At 66.1% G+C, this 17,279-nt stretch carries 12 protein-coding genes; 7 read left to right on the top strand and 5 right to left on the bottom strand.

Annotated features, from left to right (window positions below):
- The first annotated feature begins 270 nt into the window (after positions 1–270).
- Both LOY51_RS23855 and speA read left to right on the top strand, forming a co-directional pair.
- On the top strand, positions 271–642 hold the full coding sequence (locus tag LOY51_RS23855) for a translation initiation factor Sui1 (RefSeq protein WP_125465688.1): 372 nt from the start codon (positions 271–273) through the stop codon (positions 640–642).
- Positions 643–792: 150 nt separating this feature from the next.
- Positions 793–2,706 carry an arginine decarboxylase gene (gene speA, locus LOY51_RS23850; RefSeq protein ID WP_125465687.1) on the top strand — a complete coding sequence of 638 codons (1,914 nt, stop codon included), beginning with the start codon at positions 793–795 and terminating at the stop codon, positions 2,704–2,706.
- Positions 2,707–2,817: 111 nt separating this feature from the next.
- On the opposite strand, the gene LOY51_RS23845 is transcribed toward speA, so the two are convergent.
- Positions 2,818–4,155, bottom strand: a complete 1,338-nt coding sequence (locus tag LOY51_RS23845) for an MATE family efflux transporter (RefSeq protein WP_258643337.1) — start codon at positions 4,153–4,155, stop codon at positions 2,818–2,820.
- A 183-nt stretch (positions 4,156–4,338) separates the two neighbouring features.
- Between LOY51_RS23845 and LOY51_RS23840 the strand changes: the two genes are divergently transcribed.
- Entirely contained in the window at positions 4,339–9,237 is a 4,899-nt protein-coding gene (locus tag LOY51_RS23840) for an alpha-2-macroglobulin family protein (protein ID WP_258643335.1), read from the top strand.
- Positions 9,238–9,367: 130 nt separating this feature from the next.
- Here the strand turns inward: LOY51_RS23840 and LOY51_RS23835 are convergent, their stop codons facing one another.
- Positions 9,368–9,661 carry a hypothetical protein gene (locus LOY51_RS23835; RefSeq protein WP_125860551.1) on the bottom strand — a complete coding sequence of 98 codons (294 nt, stop codon included), beginning with the start codon at positions 9,659–9,661 and terminating at the stop codon, positions 9,368–9,370.
- Positions 9,662–9,729: 68 nt separating this feature from the next.
- On the opposite strand from LOY51_RS23835, the gene pbpC reads away from it, so the two are divergent.
- The 3 genes from pbpC to LOY51_RS23820 all read left to right on the top strand — a co-directional run bounded on the left by pbpC (position 9,730) and on the right by LOY51_RS23820 (position 14,589).
- Positions 9,730–12,078 carry a peptidoglycan glycosyltransferase PbpC gene (gene pbpC / locus LOY51_RS23830; protein ID WP_125860549.1) on the top strand — a complete coding sequence of 783 codons (2,349 nt, stop codon included), beginning with the start codon at positions 9,730–9,732 and terminating at the stop codon, positions 12,076–12,078.
- Positions 12,079–12,186: 108 nt separating this feature from the next.
- The gene (locus LOY51_RS23825) at positions 12,187–13,854 is read left to right on the top strand and encodes a ShlB/FhaC/HecB family hemolysin secretion/activation protein (protein ID WP_258643332.1); all 1,668 of its coding nucleotides are present in this window, start codon (positions 12,187–12,189) and stop codon (positions 13,852–13,854) included.
- 96 nt (positions 13,855–13,950) lie between these two features.
- The gene (locus tag LOY51_RS23820; RefSeq protein ID WP_258643330.1) at positions 13,951–14,589 is read left to right on the top strand and encodes a hypothetical protein; all 639 of its coding nucleotides are present in this window, start codon (positions 13,951–13,953) and stop codon (positions 14,587–14,589) included.
- 24 nt (positions 14,590–14,613) lie between these two features.
- Here the strand turns inward: LOY51_RS23820 and LOY51_RS23815 are convergent, their stop codons facing one another.
- The 3 genes from LOY51_RS23815 to LOY51_RS23805 all read right to left on the bottom strand — a co-directional run bounded on the left by LOY51_RS23815 (position 14,614) and on the right by LOY51_RS23805 (position 16,020).
- Positions 14,614–15,261: an RES family NAD+ phosphorylase gene (locus tag LOY51_RS23815; RefSeq protein ID WP_258643328.1), complete on the bottom strand. Its 648-nt coding sequence runs from the start codon at positions 15,259–15,261 to the stop codon at positions 14,614–14,616.
- Between the two features lie 120 nt (positions 15,262–15,381).
- Positions 15,382–15,789 carry a response regulator gene (locus tag LOY51_RS23810; protein WP_125465681.1) on the bottom strand — a complete coding sequence of 136 codons (408 nt, stop codon included), beginning with the start codon at positions 15,787–15,789 and terminating at the stop codon, positions 15,382–15,384.
- Positions 15,790–15,837: 48 nt separating this feature from the next.
- A complete protein-coding gene (locus tag LOY51_RS23805) occupies positions 15,838–16,020 on the bottom strand; it encodes a Flp family type IVb pilin (protein ID WP_110992923.1) in 183 nt (60 codons plus the stop codon).
- Between the two features lie 287 nt (positions 16,021–16,307).
- Here LOY51_RS23805 and cpaB point away from each other — a divergent pair, with 287 nt between their 5' ends.
- On the top strand, positions 16,308–17,258 hold the full coding sequence (cpaB, locus tag LOY51_RS23800) for a Flp pilus assembly protein CpaB (RefSeq protein ID WP_258643325.1): 951 nt from the start codon (positions 16,308–16,310) through the stop codon (positions 17,256–17,258).
- Positions 17,259–17,279 lie beyond the last annotated feature (21 nt).

The raw sequence follows: 17,279 nt of genomic DNA, 5'->3' as shown, positions 1-17,279 counted from the left end.
GCTCAGGGCCCCATCGCCGGCAAGCCGGCTCCCACAGGGTCGGCGAAATCCCTGTGGGAGCCGGCTTGCCGGCGATGAGGCCCGAGAGGTCGCAAAACATTCGTAAATTGGCGCAATCCTGTACTTAGCAAGCGCCGGATTTATCGTTACACTGCGCGCCCTTTTCGGGCTGCCGCACAACCTTGCGGCAGTAGCGCCGCCCCTGCCAGAGTGGGGCTTCGCGGTCGGCTCCCGTCGGCCAGTTTTTGTCCTCAGCACAGAGGCACAAAAGTGACCAAGAAAGCTTCTTCCTTCGCCGCCCTTGGCGGTCTCGTTTACTCCACCGATGCCGGTCGGCACTGCCCTGACTGTGGCAAACCGGTGGACGCCTGCATCTGCAGCCAGCAGGTCATCCCCGAAGGCGACGGAATCGCCCGCGTGCGCCGCGAAAGCAAAGGCCGCGGTGGCAAGACCGTGACCACGATCAGCGGTGTGCCGCTGCCCCTGGACCAGCTCAAGGAGCTCGCCACCGCCCTCAAGCGCCGCTGTGGCACCGGCGGCGCGCTCAAGGACGGGGTCATCGAAATCCAGGGCGACCACGTCGAGCTGTTGCTCGGCGAGCTGATCAAGCAGGGTTTCAAGGCGAAAAAGTCCGGCGGCTGAGGCCGTCACGGGATTTTTGCCCAAGGCTTTCTAAACTCGGTTCTGTGCGCGCGGTCTACCTGCGGGCACGGACGAATCGTCATTTTCAGCTTCTACACTGCGCCCGCCCCTTGCGGGGCAGTGTCTTCGACTTATCCATAGGGGACTTGAATGTCCGTACGACGCACACGCAAAGACGATGGTAGCCAATGGACCGTGGCGGACAGCCGCAGTGTTTACGGCATCCGCCATTGGGGCGCGGGTTATTTCGCCATCAATGAAGCCGGGCGCGTCGAAGTGCGCCCCAACGGCCCGGGCAGCGCCCCGATCGACCTGTACGAACAAGTCGATGAACTGCGCCAGAGCGGGTTGTCGCTGCCGCTGCTGGTGCGCTTCCCGGACATCCTGCAGGACCGCGTGCGCCAGCTGACCGGTGCGTTCGACGCCAACATCGCGCGCCTGGAATACCAGAGCCAGTACACCGCGCTGTACCCGATCAAGGTCAACCAGCAGGAGGCGGTGGTCGAGAACATCATCGCCACGCAGAACGTCTCCATCGGCCTGGAAGCCGGCTCCAAGCCCGAGCTGCTGGCGGTGCTGGCGCTGGCCCCGAAAGGCGGCACCATCGTCTGCAATGGTTACAAGGACCGCGAGTTCATTCGCCTGGCACTGATGGGCCAGAAGCTCGGCCACAACGTGTTCATCGTGATCGAGAAGGAATCCGAGGTCGCCCTGGTGATCGAAGAGGCCGCCGAGCTCAAGGTGAAGCCGCAGGTCGGCCTGCGCGTGCGCCTGTCGTCGCTGGCGTCGAGCAAGTGGGCCGACACCGGTGGCGAGAAGTCCAAGTTCGGCCTGTCCGCCGCCCAGCTGATCTCGGTGGTGCAGCGCTTCCGTGACGCCAAGCTGGACCAGGGCATCCGCCTGCTGCACTTCCACATGGGCTCGCAGATCGCCAACCTGGCCGACTACCAGCACGGTTTCAAGGAAGCGATCCGTTACTACGGCGAACTGCGCGCCCTGGGCCTGCCGGTCGATCACATCGACGTCGGCGGTGGCCTGGGCGTCGACTATGACGGCACCCACTCGCGCAACGCCAGCTCGATCAACTACGACATGGACGACTATGCCGGCGTGGTGGTCGGGATGCTCAAGGAGTTCTGCGACGCGCAGGGCCTGCCGCACCCGCACATCTTCTCCGAGAGTGGCCGTTCGCTGACCGCGCACCACGCCATGCTGGTGATCCAGGTGACCGACGTCGAGAGCCACAACGACGAAGTGCCGCGGATCGAAAACAAGGAAAGCCTGCCCGAGACCGTGCAGTGGCTGGCCGACCTGCTGGGCCCGACCGACATCGAGATGGTCACCGAGACCTACTGGCGCGCCACCCACTACATGGGTGACGTGGCTGCGCAGTACGCAGACGGCAAGCTGACCCTGGCCGAGAAAGCCCTGGCCGAGCAATGCTACTTCGCCGTGTGCCGCCGCCTGCACAACTCGCTCAAGGCCCGCCAGCGCTCGCACCGCCAGGTGCTCGATGAGCTGAACGACAAGCTGGCCGACAAGTACATCTGCAACTTCTCGGTGTTCCAGAGCCTGCCGGACACCTGGGCCATCGGCCAGGTGCTGCCGATCATCCCGCTGCACCGCCTGGACGAAGAGCCGCTGCGCCGCGCGGTGCTGCAGGATCTGACCTGCGACTCCGACGGCAAGATCAACCAGTACGTCGACGAGCAGAGCATCGAGACCAGCATGCCGGTGCATGCGGTCAAGGAGGGCGAGGACTACCTGCTGGGCGTGTTCCTGGTCGGTGCCTACCAGGAAATCCTGGGTGACATGCACAACCTGTTCGGTGACACCGACTCGGTGAACATCTACCAGAATGCCGATGGCAGCGTGTACCACGCCGGTATCGAGACCCACGACACCATCGAGGACATGCTGCGCTACGTGCACCTGTCGCCGGAGGAGTTGATGACTCACTACCGCGACAAGGTGGCCAGCGCCAAGATCAGCGCCCGCGAGCGGACCCAGTTCCTGGATGCCTTGCGCCTGGGGCTGACCCGCTCTTCGTACCTGTCTTCTTGAGGTCTATTGGGGCTGCTTTGCAGCCCTTCGCGGGTGAACCCGCTCCCACGCTTGCGAGTCAGCCCTGTGGGAGCGGGTTCACCCGCGAAGGGCCGCAAAGCGGCCCCGGCGTCACTGAATCCAAAGCCGCTTCTGCTGCATCCGCCACCCCACCCACCCCAGCGTCACCGCCCGCAGCGCCATGAACAGCAAAAAGGCCAGCCACAAGCCATGGTTGCCCAATCCGCTCAACCCCAGCGCAAAGGGCAGGGCGATCAGCACCGACACCAGCATTGCATTGCGCATCTCCCGCGCCCGCGTGGCGCCAATAAACAACCCATCGAGCAAGTAACTCCACACTGCGATCAACGGCAGCAGCGCCAGATACGGCAAGTACGGATACCCCGCCTCACGCACGCTGGCGATATCGGTTTGCAGGTCGATGAACAAATGCCCGCCCAGCAGGAACAGCACGGCAAAGCCCAGGCTGACGATCAGCGACCAGCCGCAGGCCACCACCAGTGCACCGCGCAGGCTGTCCCGGTCGCGCGCGCCAATGGCATGGCCGCACAGGGCCTCCACCGCATGGGCCAGGCCGTCGAGCGCATAGGCGGTGAGCAGAAGGCCGTTGAGCAGCAGGGCATTGGCTGCCACCGTTGCCTCGCCCAGGCGCGCACCCTGCAGGGTCAGCAGCAGGAACACCAGTTGCAGTGCCAGGCTGCGCAGGAAGATATCGCGGTTGACTGCCAGCAGCGGTCGCCAGGCCTGCCAGCGTTGCAGCGCGGCCCAGGCAATGTGCCCGGGGTAGGCGCGCAGCGCCGGGCGGGTGAGGGCCAGGCCCAGCAGTGCACCGCTCCATTCGGCGATCACCGAGGCCCGGGCCGAGCCGATCACGCCCCAGTCCAGGCCCAGCACGAACCACAGGTTCAGGGCGATGTTGAGCAGGTTGGTGGTCAGCAGGATCGCCAGCGGTGCCCGGGCGTTCTGGGTGCCGAGGAACCAGCCGACCAGGGCATAGCTGGCCAGGGCTGCCGGCAGGCCGAACAGGCGGGTGTGGAAGAAGGCTTCGGTGGACGCGTGCAAGGCGGCGCTGGGCTGTATCGCCTGTAGCGCCAACTGGCTGAAGGGCAGGGCCAGCAGGCCGATCAGTACGGCGAACGCCAGTGCCAGCAACAGCCCTTGCACCAGCACCTGGCGCAGCGCAGCGCCGTCGGCACGGCCGGCGGCCTGGGCGGCGAAGCCGGTGGAACCCATGCGCAGGAAACCCATCAGGCCGACCATGAAGGTGAACAGCGTGGCGCCGACGGCCACCGCGCCCAACTGGTGGGCATGGGGCAGGTGGCCGATCACCGTGCTGTCGACCAGCGCCACCAGCGGCACCGAGATGTTGGACAGGATCATCGGCGCGGCCAGGCCCCAGACCTTGCGGTGGGTGGGGCGGTGGTGCCAGGCGGTGGACAGTTCAGACATGCGTGGGCCGGGAGTGCTTGGGGCCGCTGCGCGCCCCTTGAATGAAGGTCCGGCATTGTACCTGCCCGGCAACCAATCGGCGCGAACAGGGTCTCACTTGCCGCGCGCGGTCGGGTAACCCTGACCGCGTTGCGCTATAGTTGCCCCCCTCACGTACACGCTGCCAAAGAGTTCACCCTCAAAATGCTCAACAAAGGATTGTTGCTGGCCTGCGCGCTGGCCCTGCTCAGCGCCTGTGATTCCTCCACACCGGAGAAACCACCGGCGCCCGCCGAGAAACCCGCCGCTGCCATCGAGCAACCAGCGGCCAAGCGCGAAGACCCGGCCGTGCTCGCCAAGCGCTACGCCGGCCGCGAGCTCAACGTGCTGGATGTCTCGGAAGTGCAGCTCGACGGTGCCAGCACCCTGTCGGTCAGCCTGTCCGCGCCGCTGGACGCCAACCAGGACTTCGCCGCCAAGCTGCACCTGGTCGACACCGTCAAGGGCAAGGTCGACGGCGCCTGGGAACTCTCCGACAATCAGATGGAGTTGCGCCTGCGCCACCTGGAGCCGCAGCGCAAGATGGTCCTGACCATCGACAAGGGCCTGCTGGCGGTCAACGGCAATACGCTCGAGAGCGAATCGGTCAGCCGCTTCGAAACCCGCGACATGCAGCCCACCGTGGGCTTCGCCAGCCGTGGCTCGCTGTTGCCGACCCGTCTGGCCGAAGGCCTGCCGGTGATTGCCCTGAACGTGCCCAAGGTCGATGTCGAGTTCTTCCGGGTCAAACCCGAGATGCTCTCGACCTTCCTGGCCAACTGGGGCCGCAACAGCAGCCTGTACTACTACCAGTCCAAGGAAACCCTGGACATGGCCGAGCTGGTCTACGGCGGCCGCTTCGACCTCAACCCTGCGCGCAACACCCGCGAGACCGTGCTGCTGCCGATCGCCGGGATCAAGCCGTTGCAGGAACCGGGGGTGTACCTGGCCGTGATGCGCGCCTCGGGCACCTACGACTATTCGCAGCCGGCGACCCTGTTCACCCTGAGTGACATCGGCGTCTCTGCCCACCGCTACCGCGACCGCCTGGACGTCTTCACCCAGGCCCTGGAAGGCGGCAAGGCACTCAAGGACGTGACCCTCGAACTGCACGACGACAAGGGCAAGCTGCTGGCGCAGGCCAAGACCGACGGCGACGGCCACGCGCAACTGCCGATCACCGCCAAGGCCGACACGCTGATCGCCACCCAGGGCGTGCACACCACCCTGCTGCGCCTGAACACCGCGGCCCTGGACCTGGCCGAATTCGACATCACCGGCCCCCAGGCCAACCCGCTGCAGTTCTTCATCTTCGGCCCACGCGACCTGTATCGCCCAGGCGAAACGGTGTTGCTCAACGGCCTGTTGCGCGACCAGGACGGCAAGCCGGTCAAGGCTCAGCCGGTCAGCGTCGAAGTGCGTCGCCCGGATGAGCAGGTGAGCCGCAAGTTCGTCTGGGAGGCCGACCAGAACGGCCTGTTCCAGTACCAGCTGCAACTGGCCACGGAAGCACCGACCGGCCGCTGGCAACTGCTGCTGGACCTGGGCGGTGGCCGCAAACAGGTTTACGAATTCCTCGTCGAGGACTTCCTCCCCGAGCGCCTGGCGCTGGAGCTCAAGGGCAGCAGCAAACCGCTGTCGCCCGAGCAGACCGCCACCATCCAGGTCAATGGCCGTTACCTCTACGGCGCCCCGGCGGCCGGCAACCGCCTCAGCGGCCAGGCCTACGTGCGCCCGCTGCGCGAAGCGGTGAAGGCGCTGCCGGGCTACCAGTTCGGCGCGGTCACCGAGACCGAGCTGAACCAGGACCTGGAGCTGGACGAAGTCACCCTCGACCAGGCCGGCAAGGCCCGTATCGATATCGAAAGCCGCTGGAGCGAAGCGCGTTCACCGCTGCAACTGACCGTGCAGGCCAGCCTGCAGGAGTCCGGTGGCCGGCCGATCACCCGCCGCCTGGAACAGCCGATCTGGCCCGCCGAGCGCCTGCCGGGCCTGCGTGGCTTGTTCGACGGTGAAGAGACCGACGGCGACGGCCCGGTGGAGTTCGAGTTCCTGGTCGCCGACCAGAACGGCAACAAGCTCGCCGCCAATGACCTCAAGGTGCGCCTGATCCGTGAGCGCCGCGACTACTACTGGAACTACTCCCAGAGCGACGGCTGGAGCTACAACTACAACGAAAAATTCCTCACCCAGAGCGAAGAGACCGTCAGCGTCAAGGCCGGCTCCACCGCCAAGCTGAACTTCCAGGTGGAGTGGGGTCCGTACCGCGTCGAGGTGGAAGACCCGCAGACCGGCCTGGTGTCGAGCGCGCGCTTCTGGGCGGGCTACCGCGCCCAGGACAACGCCGAAGGCGGCGCGGTGCGCCCCGACCAGGTGAAGATCGCCCTGGACAAGCCGGCCTTCAAGGAAGGTACCACCGCCAAGGTCACCGTCACCCCGCCGGCCGCAGGCTCCGGCTACCTGATGGTCGAGTCCGCCGATGGCCCGCTGTGGTGGCAGGAAATCGACGTGCCGGCCGAAGGCAAGACCTTCGAGGTCGAGCTGGACAAGAAGTGGGCACGCCATGACCTGTACATCAGTGCCCTGGTGATTCGCCCGGGCGAGCGCAAGGCCAATGCCACGCCTAAGCGCGCCGTAGGCGTGTTGCACCTGCCGCTGGACCGCGCCGAGCGCAAGCTCGCGGTGAGCCTGCAGGCGCCGGAGAAGATGCGCCCGAAACAGCCGCTGACCGTGAAGTTCAAGGCCGTCAACGCCGACGGCAGCGTGCCCAAGCAGGTGCATGTGCTGTTGTCCGCGGTGGACGTGGGCATCCTCAACATCACCGACTTCAAGACCCCCGACCCGTTCGCCAGCCTGTTCGGCCGCAAGGCCTACGGCGCCGACCAGCTGGACATCTACGGCCAGTTGATCGAGGCCGGCCAGGGCCGCCTGGCCAGCCTGGCGTTCGGTGGCGACGCGGCCATGGCCAAGGGGGGCAAGCGCCCCAACACCACGGTCACCATCGTTGCCCAGCAGAGCCTGCCGGTGACCCTGGATGAGAAAGGCGAAGGCCAGGCCACGGTCGACATCCCCGACTTCAACGGCGAGCTGCGCCTGATGGCCCAGGCCTGGACCGAAGAGCACTTCGGCATGGCCGAAGGCAAGACGGTGGTGGCCGCGCCGCTGATTGCCGAGCTGTCGGCGCCGCGCTTCCTTGCCGGTGGCGACCGCACCAGCCTGGCGCTGGACCTGGCCAACCTGTCCGGCCGTGCCCAGCAACTTACCGTGCAGGTGATCGGCGAAGGCCAGTTGAACCTGCTGGGCGGGGCCCAGCAGAACGTCGCGCTCGGCGAAGGCCAGCGCACCACCTTGATGATCCCGGTGCAGGCCCAGGGCGGCCTCGGCCAGGGCAAGGTGCGGGTGCAGGTCAATGGCCTGCAACTGCCGGGCGAGCCGGCCAACACCTTCGAACGCGAGTGGACACTGGGCATCCGCCCGGCCTACCCGGCGATGCTCAAGCACTACCGTGTGGCCCTCAAGGACCAGCCGTGGAGCCTGCCGGGCAGCGACCTGGCCGAGTTCGAGCCGGCGGGCCTGGAGGCCACGCTGGCCTTGTCGAGCCGCCCGCCGCTGAACCTGGCCGAGCAGATCCGCGCCCTGGAAGCCTACCCCTATGGCTGCCTGGAGCAGACCACCAGTGGCCTGTACCCCTCGCTGTACGCCGATGCCGACAGCCTCAAGCGCCTGGGCATCAAGGGCGAGCCGGCCGATGTGCGCAAGCGCAAGATCGAGATGGGCATCGAGCACCTGCTGGGCATGCAGCGCTACAACGGCAGCTTCGGCCTGTGGAGTTCGGACAGCGAGGAAGAGTACTGGTTGACCGCCTATGTCACTGACTTCCTGCTGCGCGCCCGCGAGCAAGGCTACGCGGTGCCGGCCGAAGTCCTGAAGAAGGCCAGCGAGCGCCTGCTGCGTTATGTGCAGGAGCGCAACCTGATCGAGGTCAACTACAGCCAGAACGCCGAACACACCCGTTTTGCCGTGCAGGCCTATGCCGCGCTGGTGCTGGCGCGCAGCCAACAGGCGCCGCTGGGTGCCTTGCGCAGCCTGTTCGACCGCCGCAGCGATGCCCGCTCCGGCCTGCCGCTGGTGCAACTGGCGGTGGCGCTGGACAAGATGGGTGACAAGCCGCGTTCGCAGCAGGCGTTGCAGGCGGGCCTGGCGGTCAGTCGCAGCCAGGGCTGGATGGCCGACTATGGCAGCGCGCTGCGTGACCAGGCGCTGATCCTCGCGCTGTTGCAGGAGAACAACCTGGCCGGTAACCAGGTCGACCAGCGCTTGTTCGCGCTGTCTGACGAGCTGGCAGCCAACCGCTGGCTGTCGACCCAGGAGCGCAATGCCCTGTTCCTCGCCGGCCGTGGCTTGCTGGGCAAGCCGGAGGGCAGCTGGAAGGCACGCCTGGACAGCGCCGGCGAGGTTCGTGAGTTCAGCAACAGTGATTCGGGCATGAAGCTCGAAGGCCCGCTGTTGGCCTCGCCACTGACGGTGCAGAACGAAGGCAGCGACACCCTGTACCAGCAGCTGACGCTGTCGGGCTACCCGCGCCAGGCCCCGGTCGCCAGCGGCAATGGCCTGGAAATCCGCCGCGAGTACCTGGGCATGAATGGCCAACCGCTGGATGTACGCAGCCTGCGCAGTGGCGACCTGGTGCTGGTGCACCTGGCGCTCAAGGCCCGGGACCACGTGCCGGATGCCCTGGTGGTCGACCTGCTGCCGGCGGGGCTGGAGCTTGAAAACCAGAACCTGGCGCAGAGCGCCGCCAGCCTGGACAACGCCAGCAGCGCGGTGAAGCAGTGGCGCGAGTCGATGCAGAACGCCAGCGTGGTGCACCAGGAGTACCGCGACGACCGCTACGTGGCGGCGCTCAAGCTCGACAGCTATGGCACCACCCACCTGCTGTACCTGGCGCGTGCGGTGACCCCGGGCAGCTACCGCATCCCGCCGCCGCAGGTGGAGTCGATGTACCGGCCGAACGTGCAGGCCGTCGGCGAGAGCCAGGGCGAGATGGTGGTGCGCGCCCGCTGATTGGCAGGGCCGTATCGGCCGCATCGCTGGCAAGCCAGCTCCCACAGGTTCGGCGCAGTCTTCGAGGCTTGCGCCAACCCTGTGGGAGCTGGCTTGCCAGCGATGGGGCGTTATGGGATCACTCAGTGAATCAATGCACCACCCAACTCAACACCCACAACCCCAGCAACGCCCAGATGATCCCGAGAATGATCGATGCCCGCATGAACGCGCGCACCGCCGAGTACAGCAGCATCAGCCCGACGATCAAGGCGAGGATGCTGATCAGCGAAGTGTCCATGCCCAGGGTGCGTGCCAGGCCATCGATGAAGTTGCCGCCGGCATTGGCCAGCAGGTTGAACAACCCGCTCAGGCCATCGACGATGAAACGGATCACCGACCCCAGTACCTGGCCCAGCCACTCGAAAAAACCTTCTACATGCATAGTTGCTTCCTGATGAACGAATCGGTGGTTCCAAGCCTTTGGCCATCACCCGGCCCGGTCGGTTCCCGATGCCAAGCTTAGCCCGCCCACGCCTGATGAGAGCCCTGCGGCGCGGCGCCGTTGGCCTGTTGCTGGCCATCGCCCTGTTGTGGTTGGCCGACCGCATCTGGCCGCTGCCGATGCCGGGCGACGACCTGGCGCGGGTGGTGCTGGCCGAGGATGGTACACCGCTGTGGCGTTTCGCCGATGCCGATGGCGTGTGGCGTTATCCGGTCAGCCCGGACGAGGTTTCGCCGCTCTATCTGGAGGCCTTGCTCGGCTACGAGGACCGTTGGTTCTACCACCACCCGGGGGTCAACCCCATGGCCCTGGCCCGTGCGGCCTGGCTCAACCTGCGCGGCGGGCGCGTGGTGTCCGGCGGCAGCACCCTGTCGATGCAGGTGGCGCGCCTGCTCGACCCGCATGACCGTACCCTGCCGGGCAAGCTGCGCCAGCTGTGGCGCACGGCGCAGCTGGAGTGGCACCTGCCCAAGCGCGAAATCCTGCAGATCTACCTCAACCGCGCACCGTTCGGCGGCACCTTGCAGGGTGTGGCGGCCGCCAGTTGGGCTTACCTGGGCAAATCACCGAAACACCTGACGCCGGCCGAGGCCGCTTTGCTCGCGGTGCTGCCGCAGGCACCGAGCCGCTTGCGCCCCGACCGCCATCCACAGCGCGCCCAGCGTGCCCGCGACAAGGTGCTGCAGCGCCTGGCCGAGTACCAGGTGTGGCCGGCACAGCGCATTGCCGAGGCGCGTGAGGAACCCTTGTTGCTCGCCCCGCGCCAGGAACCGGCACTGGCACCGCTGCTGGCCCGGCGTCTGAACACGCCGAACAGCCCGCCGTTGATCCGCACCACCCTCGACGCCAGCCTGCAGCGGCGCCTGGAAGACCTGCTGCTGGGCTGGCGTGCACGCCTGCCCGAGCGCACCTCGGCGGCGTTGCTGGTGGTGGAGACGCAGAGCATGGCGGTACGTGCCTATCTTGGTTCGATCGACATCGGCGACGAGCGCCGCTTCGGGCATGTCGACATGATCCATGCCCTGCGTTCACCCGGCTCGACCCTTAAGCCCTTCCTCTATGCCATGGCCATGGACGATGGCCTGATCCACTCCGAGTCGCTGCTGCAGGATGTGCCGCGGCGTTATGGCGATTACCGCCCGGGTAACTTCTCCATGGGCTTCAGTGGCCCGGTGTCGGCCAGCTCGGCACTGGCGCTGTCGCTCAACCTGCCGGCGGTGCAGTTGCTCGAAGCCTACGGGCCGAAACGCTTCGCTGCACAGATGCGCATGGGCGGCGTGCCCTTGGTGTTGCCGCCCTTGGCCGAGCCGAACCTGTCGTTGATCCTCGGTGGTGCCGGCAGCCGGCTGGAAGACCTGGTCGGCGGTTACGCCGCCTTCGCCCGTGAGGGGCGCAGCGCGAAGATCCGCCTGCAACCGCAGGACCCGCTGCTGGAGCAGCGCCTGCTGTCACCGGGTTCGGCATGGGTCACCCGGCGTATTCTCAGCGGCCTGGCACGCCCCGACCGCGACCCTCACGCCGAGCTGGTGCAGCGCCCGCAACTAGCCTGGAAGACCGGCACCAGCTATGGCTTTCGTGATGCCTGGTCGGTGGGCGTCGGCCCGCGTTACCTGATCGGCGTGTGGATCGGTCGCCCGGACGGTACGCCAGTGCCGGGCCAGTTCGGCCTGGCCTCGGCGGCGCCGCTGATGCTGCAGGTGCACGACCTGCTGAGCAACCGTGATGCCCAGCGCGGCATCCGCCTGCCGGTGGAGGCCGTGCCGGACTCGGTGGGCGTTGCCGCGATCTGCTGGCCGCTGGGCCAGCCGATGAACCGCCAGGACCCCAACTGCCGCCGCCAGCGCTTCGCCTGGACCCTCGACAACACCACGCCACCCACCTTGCAGGCCGCCGACCAGCCGCTGGGCCTGGGCTTGCGCGACACGGTATGGGTCAACGAGCAGGGGCTACGCGTCGATGCCGGTTGCCCGGGCGCCAGGGCCCGTGACATAGCCCTGTGGCCGGCGCCGCTGGAGCCTTGGCTGCCGCGAGTCGAACAGCGTGCGGCGCGGCTGCCGGCCGTGGACCCGAGCTGCCCGCCGCAGGTGGCGGCCAGCGCACCCCCGCTGTCGATCGTCGGTGTGCGCCCGGGCGACAACCTGCGCCGCCCGGCCACCAACAGCGAGCCGCTGCAGGTGCGGGTGTCGGCGCTGGGCGGTGGCGGGCAGCGCTGGTGGTTCATGAATGGCCAGCCGCTGGGCGAAACCCGCGGGCAGGACAGCCTGCTGGTGCGCTTCGAACAGGCCGGGCGCATTGAGCTCAGTGCGCTGGACGAGAGCGGCGAAACCGCGCGGGTGGAGTTCCAGGTCAGCGAGTGATTCAGCGGGCCGTGGCCTGGTGGCTGATTGCAATCCCGGCACCTACGCTTGCTGTGGCGGGGGTGAGCAACGGGCACTCGCGCACCTTCGGGATCAGGGAGCGTCCGCATGCGTCCACTGCTGGTGCTGTTACTGGTGTGCTGGGGCGGCCTGGTCTGCGCTGCCCCGCTGCCGGGTTTCCTCGACAGCAGCCAGATCGAAGCACAGCTGCCCACGCCGAACCTGCCGGTGGATGCCTACCGCCCCGCTGCGCCTGTGCTGCAATTGCCCGCGCCGCGTGCGGTGCAGCAGCCAGCGCTGTCGATGAGCACGCCGGTGCAGGTGCACAAGGTGCGGTTCGAAGGGGGCACCGTCTACCCCTTGAGCGACTTGCGCGAACACTACCAGCCGTTGATCGGTCGACAGGTCAGCCTGGGCGAACTGGTCGAGCTGACTGACCGACTGACCCAGCGCTATCAGCAGGACGGCTACCTGCTTTCGTACGCCTTCCTGCCGCCCCAGGACTTCAGCGAGGGGCGAGTGCGGGTGGTGCTGGTGGAAGGCTACATTGGCGATTGCCAGCTCGAGGGCGACATTGGCCCGGCGCGCGGCTACCTGGACCAGTTGCTGGACAAACTGGTGAGCGAGCGGCCACTGACCCGGGCCAGCCTGGAACGCTATACCGGCCTGATCGGCCGCATCCCCGGTGTCACTGCCCAGGCGCAGGTACTGGCGCCGGGCACTGCCGACGGGCGCGCCCGGATGGTTGTCCGGGCCTTGCGCAAACCGTTCACCGGCACTATCCAGCTCAACGACGGCAGCCGCGATGACCTGCAGGCATTGCTGGGTGCCAGCAGCAACGCCCAGACCCGTTTCGCCGAGCAACTGAGCGCCAGCGTGCTGACGCCTCCGGGTGAGGACAAGGCGCACTACTATCGCCTGGACTACGCCCAGTTCGTCGACGCTGAGGGCTCGCAGTTGCTGCTGTCGGCCTCGCGTTATCGCAGTGATCCGCGCACGCGGATTCGCCTGGACAATGGCGATGACTTGCTCCAGCAGCGCGACAGTGAGCGCTATTCGATTGGCCTGAGCCAACCGCTGATCGTCTCTGCCAGCGAGTGGCTGGAGGCGGTGGGGCGTATCTACATGGTCAAGGACCGTACCGACTACCAGTGGCTTGGCGCGCCCCGGCAGATGGACAGCGAGACCGATGTCCGCGCGCTGTCGTTCGAGGTCGATTGGCGCAAGGCAGAGGCTCGGCGCCTGCGCATTGTGAGTGGCGGGGTGTACCAGGGGCTGGACCATTTCGGTGCGCGCAGCAACGCCGGCCACGACCTGGATTTTCTGCGCTTGCGCCTGTCGGGCCTGCAGCGCGACAACTTCACCGATCATTGGCAGGGCGTGGCCTCGGCGGCGGGTTACTGGAGCAATGACAGCCTGCCCGACAGTGAGCGGGTGGTGTTCGGCGGGCAGAACTTCGGCCGTGGCTACCCCCGTGACCAGGCCACCGGTGACAAGGGCTGGGGGCTGGCCTACGAGCTCAATTACAGTTTCAGGGGTGAGGGCGATTGGCTTCGAGTGCTGCAGCCGTATGCCGTGCTGGATGTTGCGCGGGCCTGGTTCAACAGGCTGGAGGTGCAGTCGGCGCATATGTCCTCTGCTGCGATTGGCCTGCGCTTTGGTGATGGGCAGGGTTACAACATCGCCGTCGAGGTGGCCAAGCCGATGTCGGACATTGCGCTGGACAGTCTGAGCCGGCGACCGAGGTTGAGCTTCAGTTTCAGCTATCCACTCTGAGACGAGGAGATGGATTGACGGGTTGACAGGTTGACGGTGTGTTGGTGCCGCTATAGGCTGATCGGCACTGCTACCCATCACTGATGAGGCCATGCCATGAAAGTCGCCGAACCCACCGCCGCCCGTATATCCCAAGCCGCATCCGAGGCGACTAAAACTGCGCTGCTGGAAGGGTTCGAGCATTTTCTGGCGCAGTTGTCCCAACCCCAGCTGGCGGCATTGGCCGAGCGTGATGTCGAGCACGATTATTTCGAGGCCTTGCAGGCCATCTTGCCACGCCCTGAGCAACAGCCGCGCAGCCCCAAGGTGCGTAACCAGATTGCCTATGCCAAAGGTAAGGCACTGGCTTTCGAGCAGATCAGCAAGGGGTACGAACTGCTCGATTCGAAGACCGTCTGCGCGATCCTCGGCATTACCCGCCAGGCCTTGAACAAGCGGGTATTGCAAGGACAGGTCCTGGCTTATAGCGAAGGGGCGCGCAAACACTATCCGGCTTTCCAGTTCGTCAACAACGCGGCATGCCCGCAGGTGGCGGAACTGGTGAAGGCTGTGGCCGTCCAGCCACGAGATACAGCGCAGGTGAACCTGCTGCTCGGCTTCCTGCTCGGGAGCATGGACTACTCCAACCCAGGGCAGGCGCCCAACGAGCTCCCTCGCTACCACTTGCTTGATGAACCCGGTGCATTCGCGGTCATCGTTCGCGACTTTGGTAATCGCTTGAGCATGGGCAAATAGCAGACCGGCCTTGTGGCCGGTTTGTTATTGCACGGCCACCTGCGTGCGCAAGAGCACTTCGCCGACGGTTTCATCTGTGCTCAATAGCAGATCATCCAGCGCCCGGCAGCGCAGGGCTGTCAGCTGGTCGCCTCGCCCTTCGAACAGCACCAGGTTGCAGCCAGCAAGACTCGCGGTGATGGGGTAGACCTGCGAAGGGTAGAGAATGCCGTCCACCTGCGCGGCATGGCGCATGACCACGCCGCTGAGCAGTTGGGTGTATAGATAGCCGACACTGCCCTGGCCCTTCGACGCCACGATCGCCTGCAAGGGGCTGCCAGCATTGCGGGCCAGTGCGCCAGCATCGACCACGACAAGCTCACGGGTGGCCTTCAACTCATGCAGGGCCAGCATCGCGATCTCACTGCGCAGCACCGAGCTGGCGCTGCCCGCTCGGCCATGTTGGAGCGTTTCGGCCACCGCAACGATATCGCTCAGGGCCACATAGCAGACACCTATGGCCAACTGCGGGTCGCCGTAGCGGCTGTCCGAGTTGCGGTTGTAGTAGATCGGGTTTTTGAAGCCGCAGTGCTGTACGCGATAGACACGCGTGGCGCGGACAATCCGTCGAGTGGGCAGGCCATGGTTGGCAATGGCTGTTTCGATGCGCTGGCGTAGGTCTTCGGCGGGCATTGGCGGTGGTAGTCCTCAATGGCATTGCTCCCGGCAAGGGGGCGGCCATTGTTGCAGGGCTGTCCAATGGTTGTCGCTTGTGTAGCCGTGACAGGATGTACCTCGCGCGCGGGCCCGCCGCTAGTTCACCGCATGCAGCAATGGCTTGGGGAACAGGTTCTCCAGCGTCTCCAGCAACCTCGCGTGGTAGATCGGCTTGCGGAACAGGTCCAGCACCTGCAGGCGCAGCAGATCGCTGCAGTCGTCCATGTCAGCGTGCCCGGACATGACGATCACGGGCAGGTGCTGGCGGGCAGTATGGTCGCGCAGGCGCTTGATCAGGCCGATGCCGCTCTCTTCAGGCATGCGCAGGTCGGTGATCACCAGGGCGACATCCGGGTGGCGGGTGAGCAGTTGCAGGGCTGTCTTCACCGAGACGGCGGTATGGCAGCAGAAACCCTGGTTTTCCAGCAGTTCGGCCAGCTCCAGCAGGGCCTCCTCCTCGTCATCGACCAGCAGGATCTGTTGACGCAAGGAAGAGGTCGGCATGGTCGGCTCCCGAAGGTCTGGATCAATCGGCATGCACGCAGCGCTAGGTTACTGGGTGATCGCGGTCTGGATGGTGGTCATGATGGCTTTCACCTCGCCCGAGATGGGGGTGACGAACCCGGCCAGCACGACCGCGACCATGGCCGCGATCACCGCGTATTCGATACCGGAGGCGCCGTCCTTGCGCTGAAGGAAGTTCTTGCAGTGGAGGATGATCAGGTGGAGCAGCATGGCAGATCTCCTTGCGCACGGTCGGCGCCGGTCACGGGGCTTGAAATGTGACACCCCTTTGCCATCACAGGATTGCCAAGCCGTGGCAACCTGCAAATGTAACAAAGCATTAGTTCTAAAGTATTAACTTTAATCAGCGAGGCTAAGTTCCTGTTTTCTTTATGCGTCAATTTCATGGCTTAAAAAACGTAGCCGGACAAATGGCGATTCGACAGGGCTGCGCTAACTTGCAATAGCGAAATAGTTACTTTTTGCCAGCATTGGTCCCCGGCGCAGGGAGTGCGGAAATGAGCAGTCGCTTGACCATGGTCCTCGCTGGCCTGTTTCTGTTGGCTGCCTTGCTGGCCGGCTATTGGGGCCTGCGCCTCAGCCGCCCGGCGCAAACCGCGCCAACGCCTGTCGCTGTCGCCCCCACCGAGGCGTCGGCCCCCGCCGTTGCCCCGGCTCCCGTACAACCCCCGGAACCGCCACGCACCCCTATGCTGGTGCTGCGCAGGGCGGTGCCGGCCAATACCCCGTTGACCGCTGACGACCTGCTGGTCGAGCGCTTGCAGGTGGTGCCCGCCGGGGCGTTCCAGCAGCCTGAGCAGGTGCTGGGGCGCAGCAGTTCGCGGCCGCTGGAGGCCGGCAGTTGGCTCGACGAGTCGAGCTTCCAGGCGGGCGGCCCGCTGGCGCGGATGATCCGCAGCCATGAGCGCGCGGTGGCGGTGGCGGTGGATGATGTGGTGGGCGCAGCAGGGCAACTGCGGCCCGGCGACTATGTCGATGTGCTGCTGTTCCTGCGCGAAGAGACCAACAACCCGCAATCCTCCGCCCAGGTGGTGCTGCCGGCCCTGCGTGTGCTCAGCGTCGACCAGCAGACGGGCCTGGCCAATGACGGTCGCCCGGCGCAGACCGCCGAAGAGCAAAAAGCCCGCCGTGATCAGCAGATGATGGGTGGCACCGTTACCCGCACCGTGGGCTTGGCCGTGCCCCAGGCCCTGGCCAGCCGCCTGATGCTGGCCGCTCAGGCCGGTACCTTGCGCCTGGCAGTGCGCAGCGCCGACGAACAGTTGCTGGCGCGTTACTGGTCCGGCCAGGACGCAGGCGCTCAAGTGGACGCCGCCAACCGAGAACTCTACCGCTTCAGCCAGCTGTCCCAGGTGCCGCTGGCTGGCCCGGCCGCGGTTGCGGCGGTACCCACCATGCAGATCATTCGTGGCGCTGCCCAGGCCGCCGACACGAACAACACCCCCTGACCCGGCAAGGATGCATTTCAT

It is taken from the genome of Pseudomonas sichuanensis (genome assembly GCF_024749065.1).
Lineage (GTDB): Bacteria > Pseudomonadota > Gammaproteobacteria > Pseudomonadales > Pseudomonadaceae > Aquipseudomonas > Aquipseudomonas sichuanensis.
Note: the sequence above shows the minus strand (reverse complement) of the source record. Positions and strands in the feature narration are given on the sequence as shown.

Excerpts from the sequence above, each read along its gene's own strand:
- speA (WP_125465687.1), top strand. The coding sequence starts at position 793 with ATGTCCGTACGACGCACACGCAAAGACGATGGTAGCCAATGGACCGTG.
- LOY51_RS23845 (WP_258643337.1), bottom strand. The coding sequence starts at position 4,155 with ATGTCTGAACTGTCCACCGCCTGGCACCACCGCCCCACCCACCGCAAG.
- LOY51_RS23840 (WP_258643335.1), top strand. The coding sequence starts at position 4,339 with ATGCTCAACAAAGGATTGTTGCTGGCCTGCGCGCTGGCCCTGCTCAGC.
- LOY51_RS23835 (WP_125860551.1), bottom strand. The coding sequence starts at position 9,661 with ATGCATGTAGAAGGTTTTTTCGAGTGGCTGGGCCAGGTACTGGGGTCG.
- pbpC (WP_125860549.1), top strand. The coding sequence starts at position 9,730 with ATGCCAAGCTTAGCCCGCCCACGCCTGATGAGAGCCCTGCGGCGCGGC.
- LOY51_RS23825 (WP_258643332.1), top strand. The coding sequence starts at position 12,187 with ATGCGTCCACTGCTGGTGCTGTTACTGGTGTGCTGGGGCGGCCTGGTC.
- LOY51_RS23820 (WP_258643330.1), top strand. The coding sequence starts at position 13,951 with ATGAAAGTCGCCGAACCCACCGCCGCCCGTATATCCCAAGCCGCATCC.
- LOY51_RS23815 (WP_258643328.1), bottom strand. The coding sequence starts at position 15,261 with ATGCCCGCCGAAGACCTACGCCAGCGCATCGAAACAGCCATTGCCAAC.
- LOY51_RS23810 (WP_125465681.1), bottom strand. The coding sequence starts at position 15,789 with ATGCCGACCTCTTCCTTGCGTCAACAGATCCTGCTGGTCGATGACGAG.
- LOY51_RS23805 (WP_110992923.1), bottom strand. The coding sequence starts at position 16,020 with ATGCTGCTCCACCTGATCATCCTCCACTGCAAGAACTTCCTTCAGCGC.
- cpaB (WP_258643325.1), top strand. The coding sequence starts at position 16,308 with ATGAGCAGTCGCTTGACCATGGTCCTCGCTGGCCTGTTTCTGTTGGCT.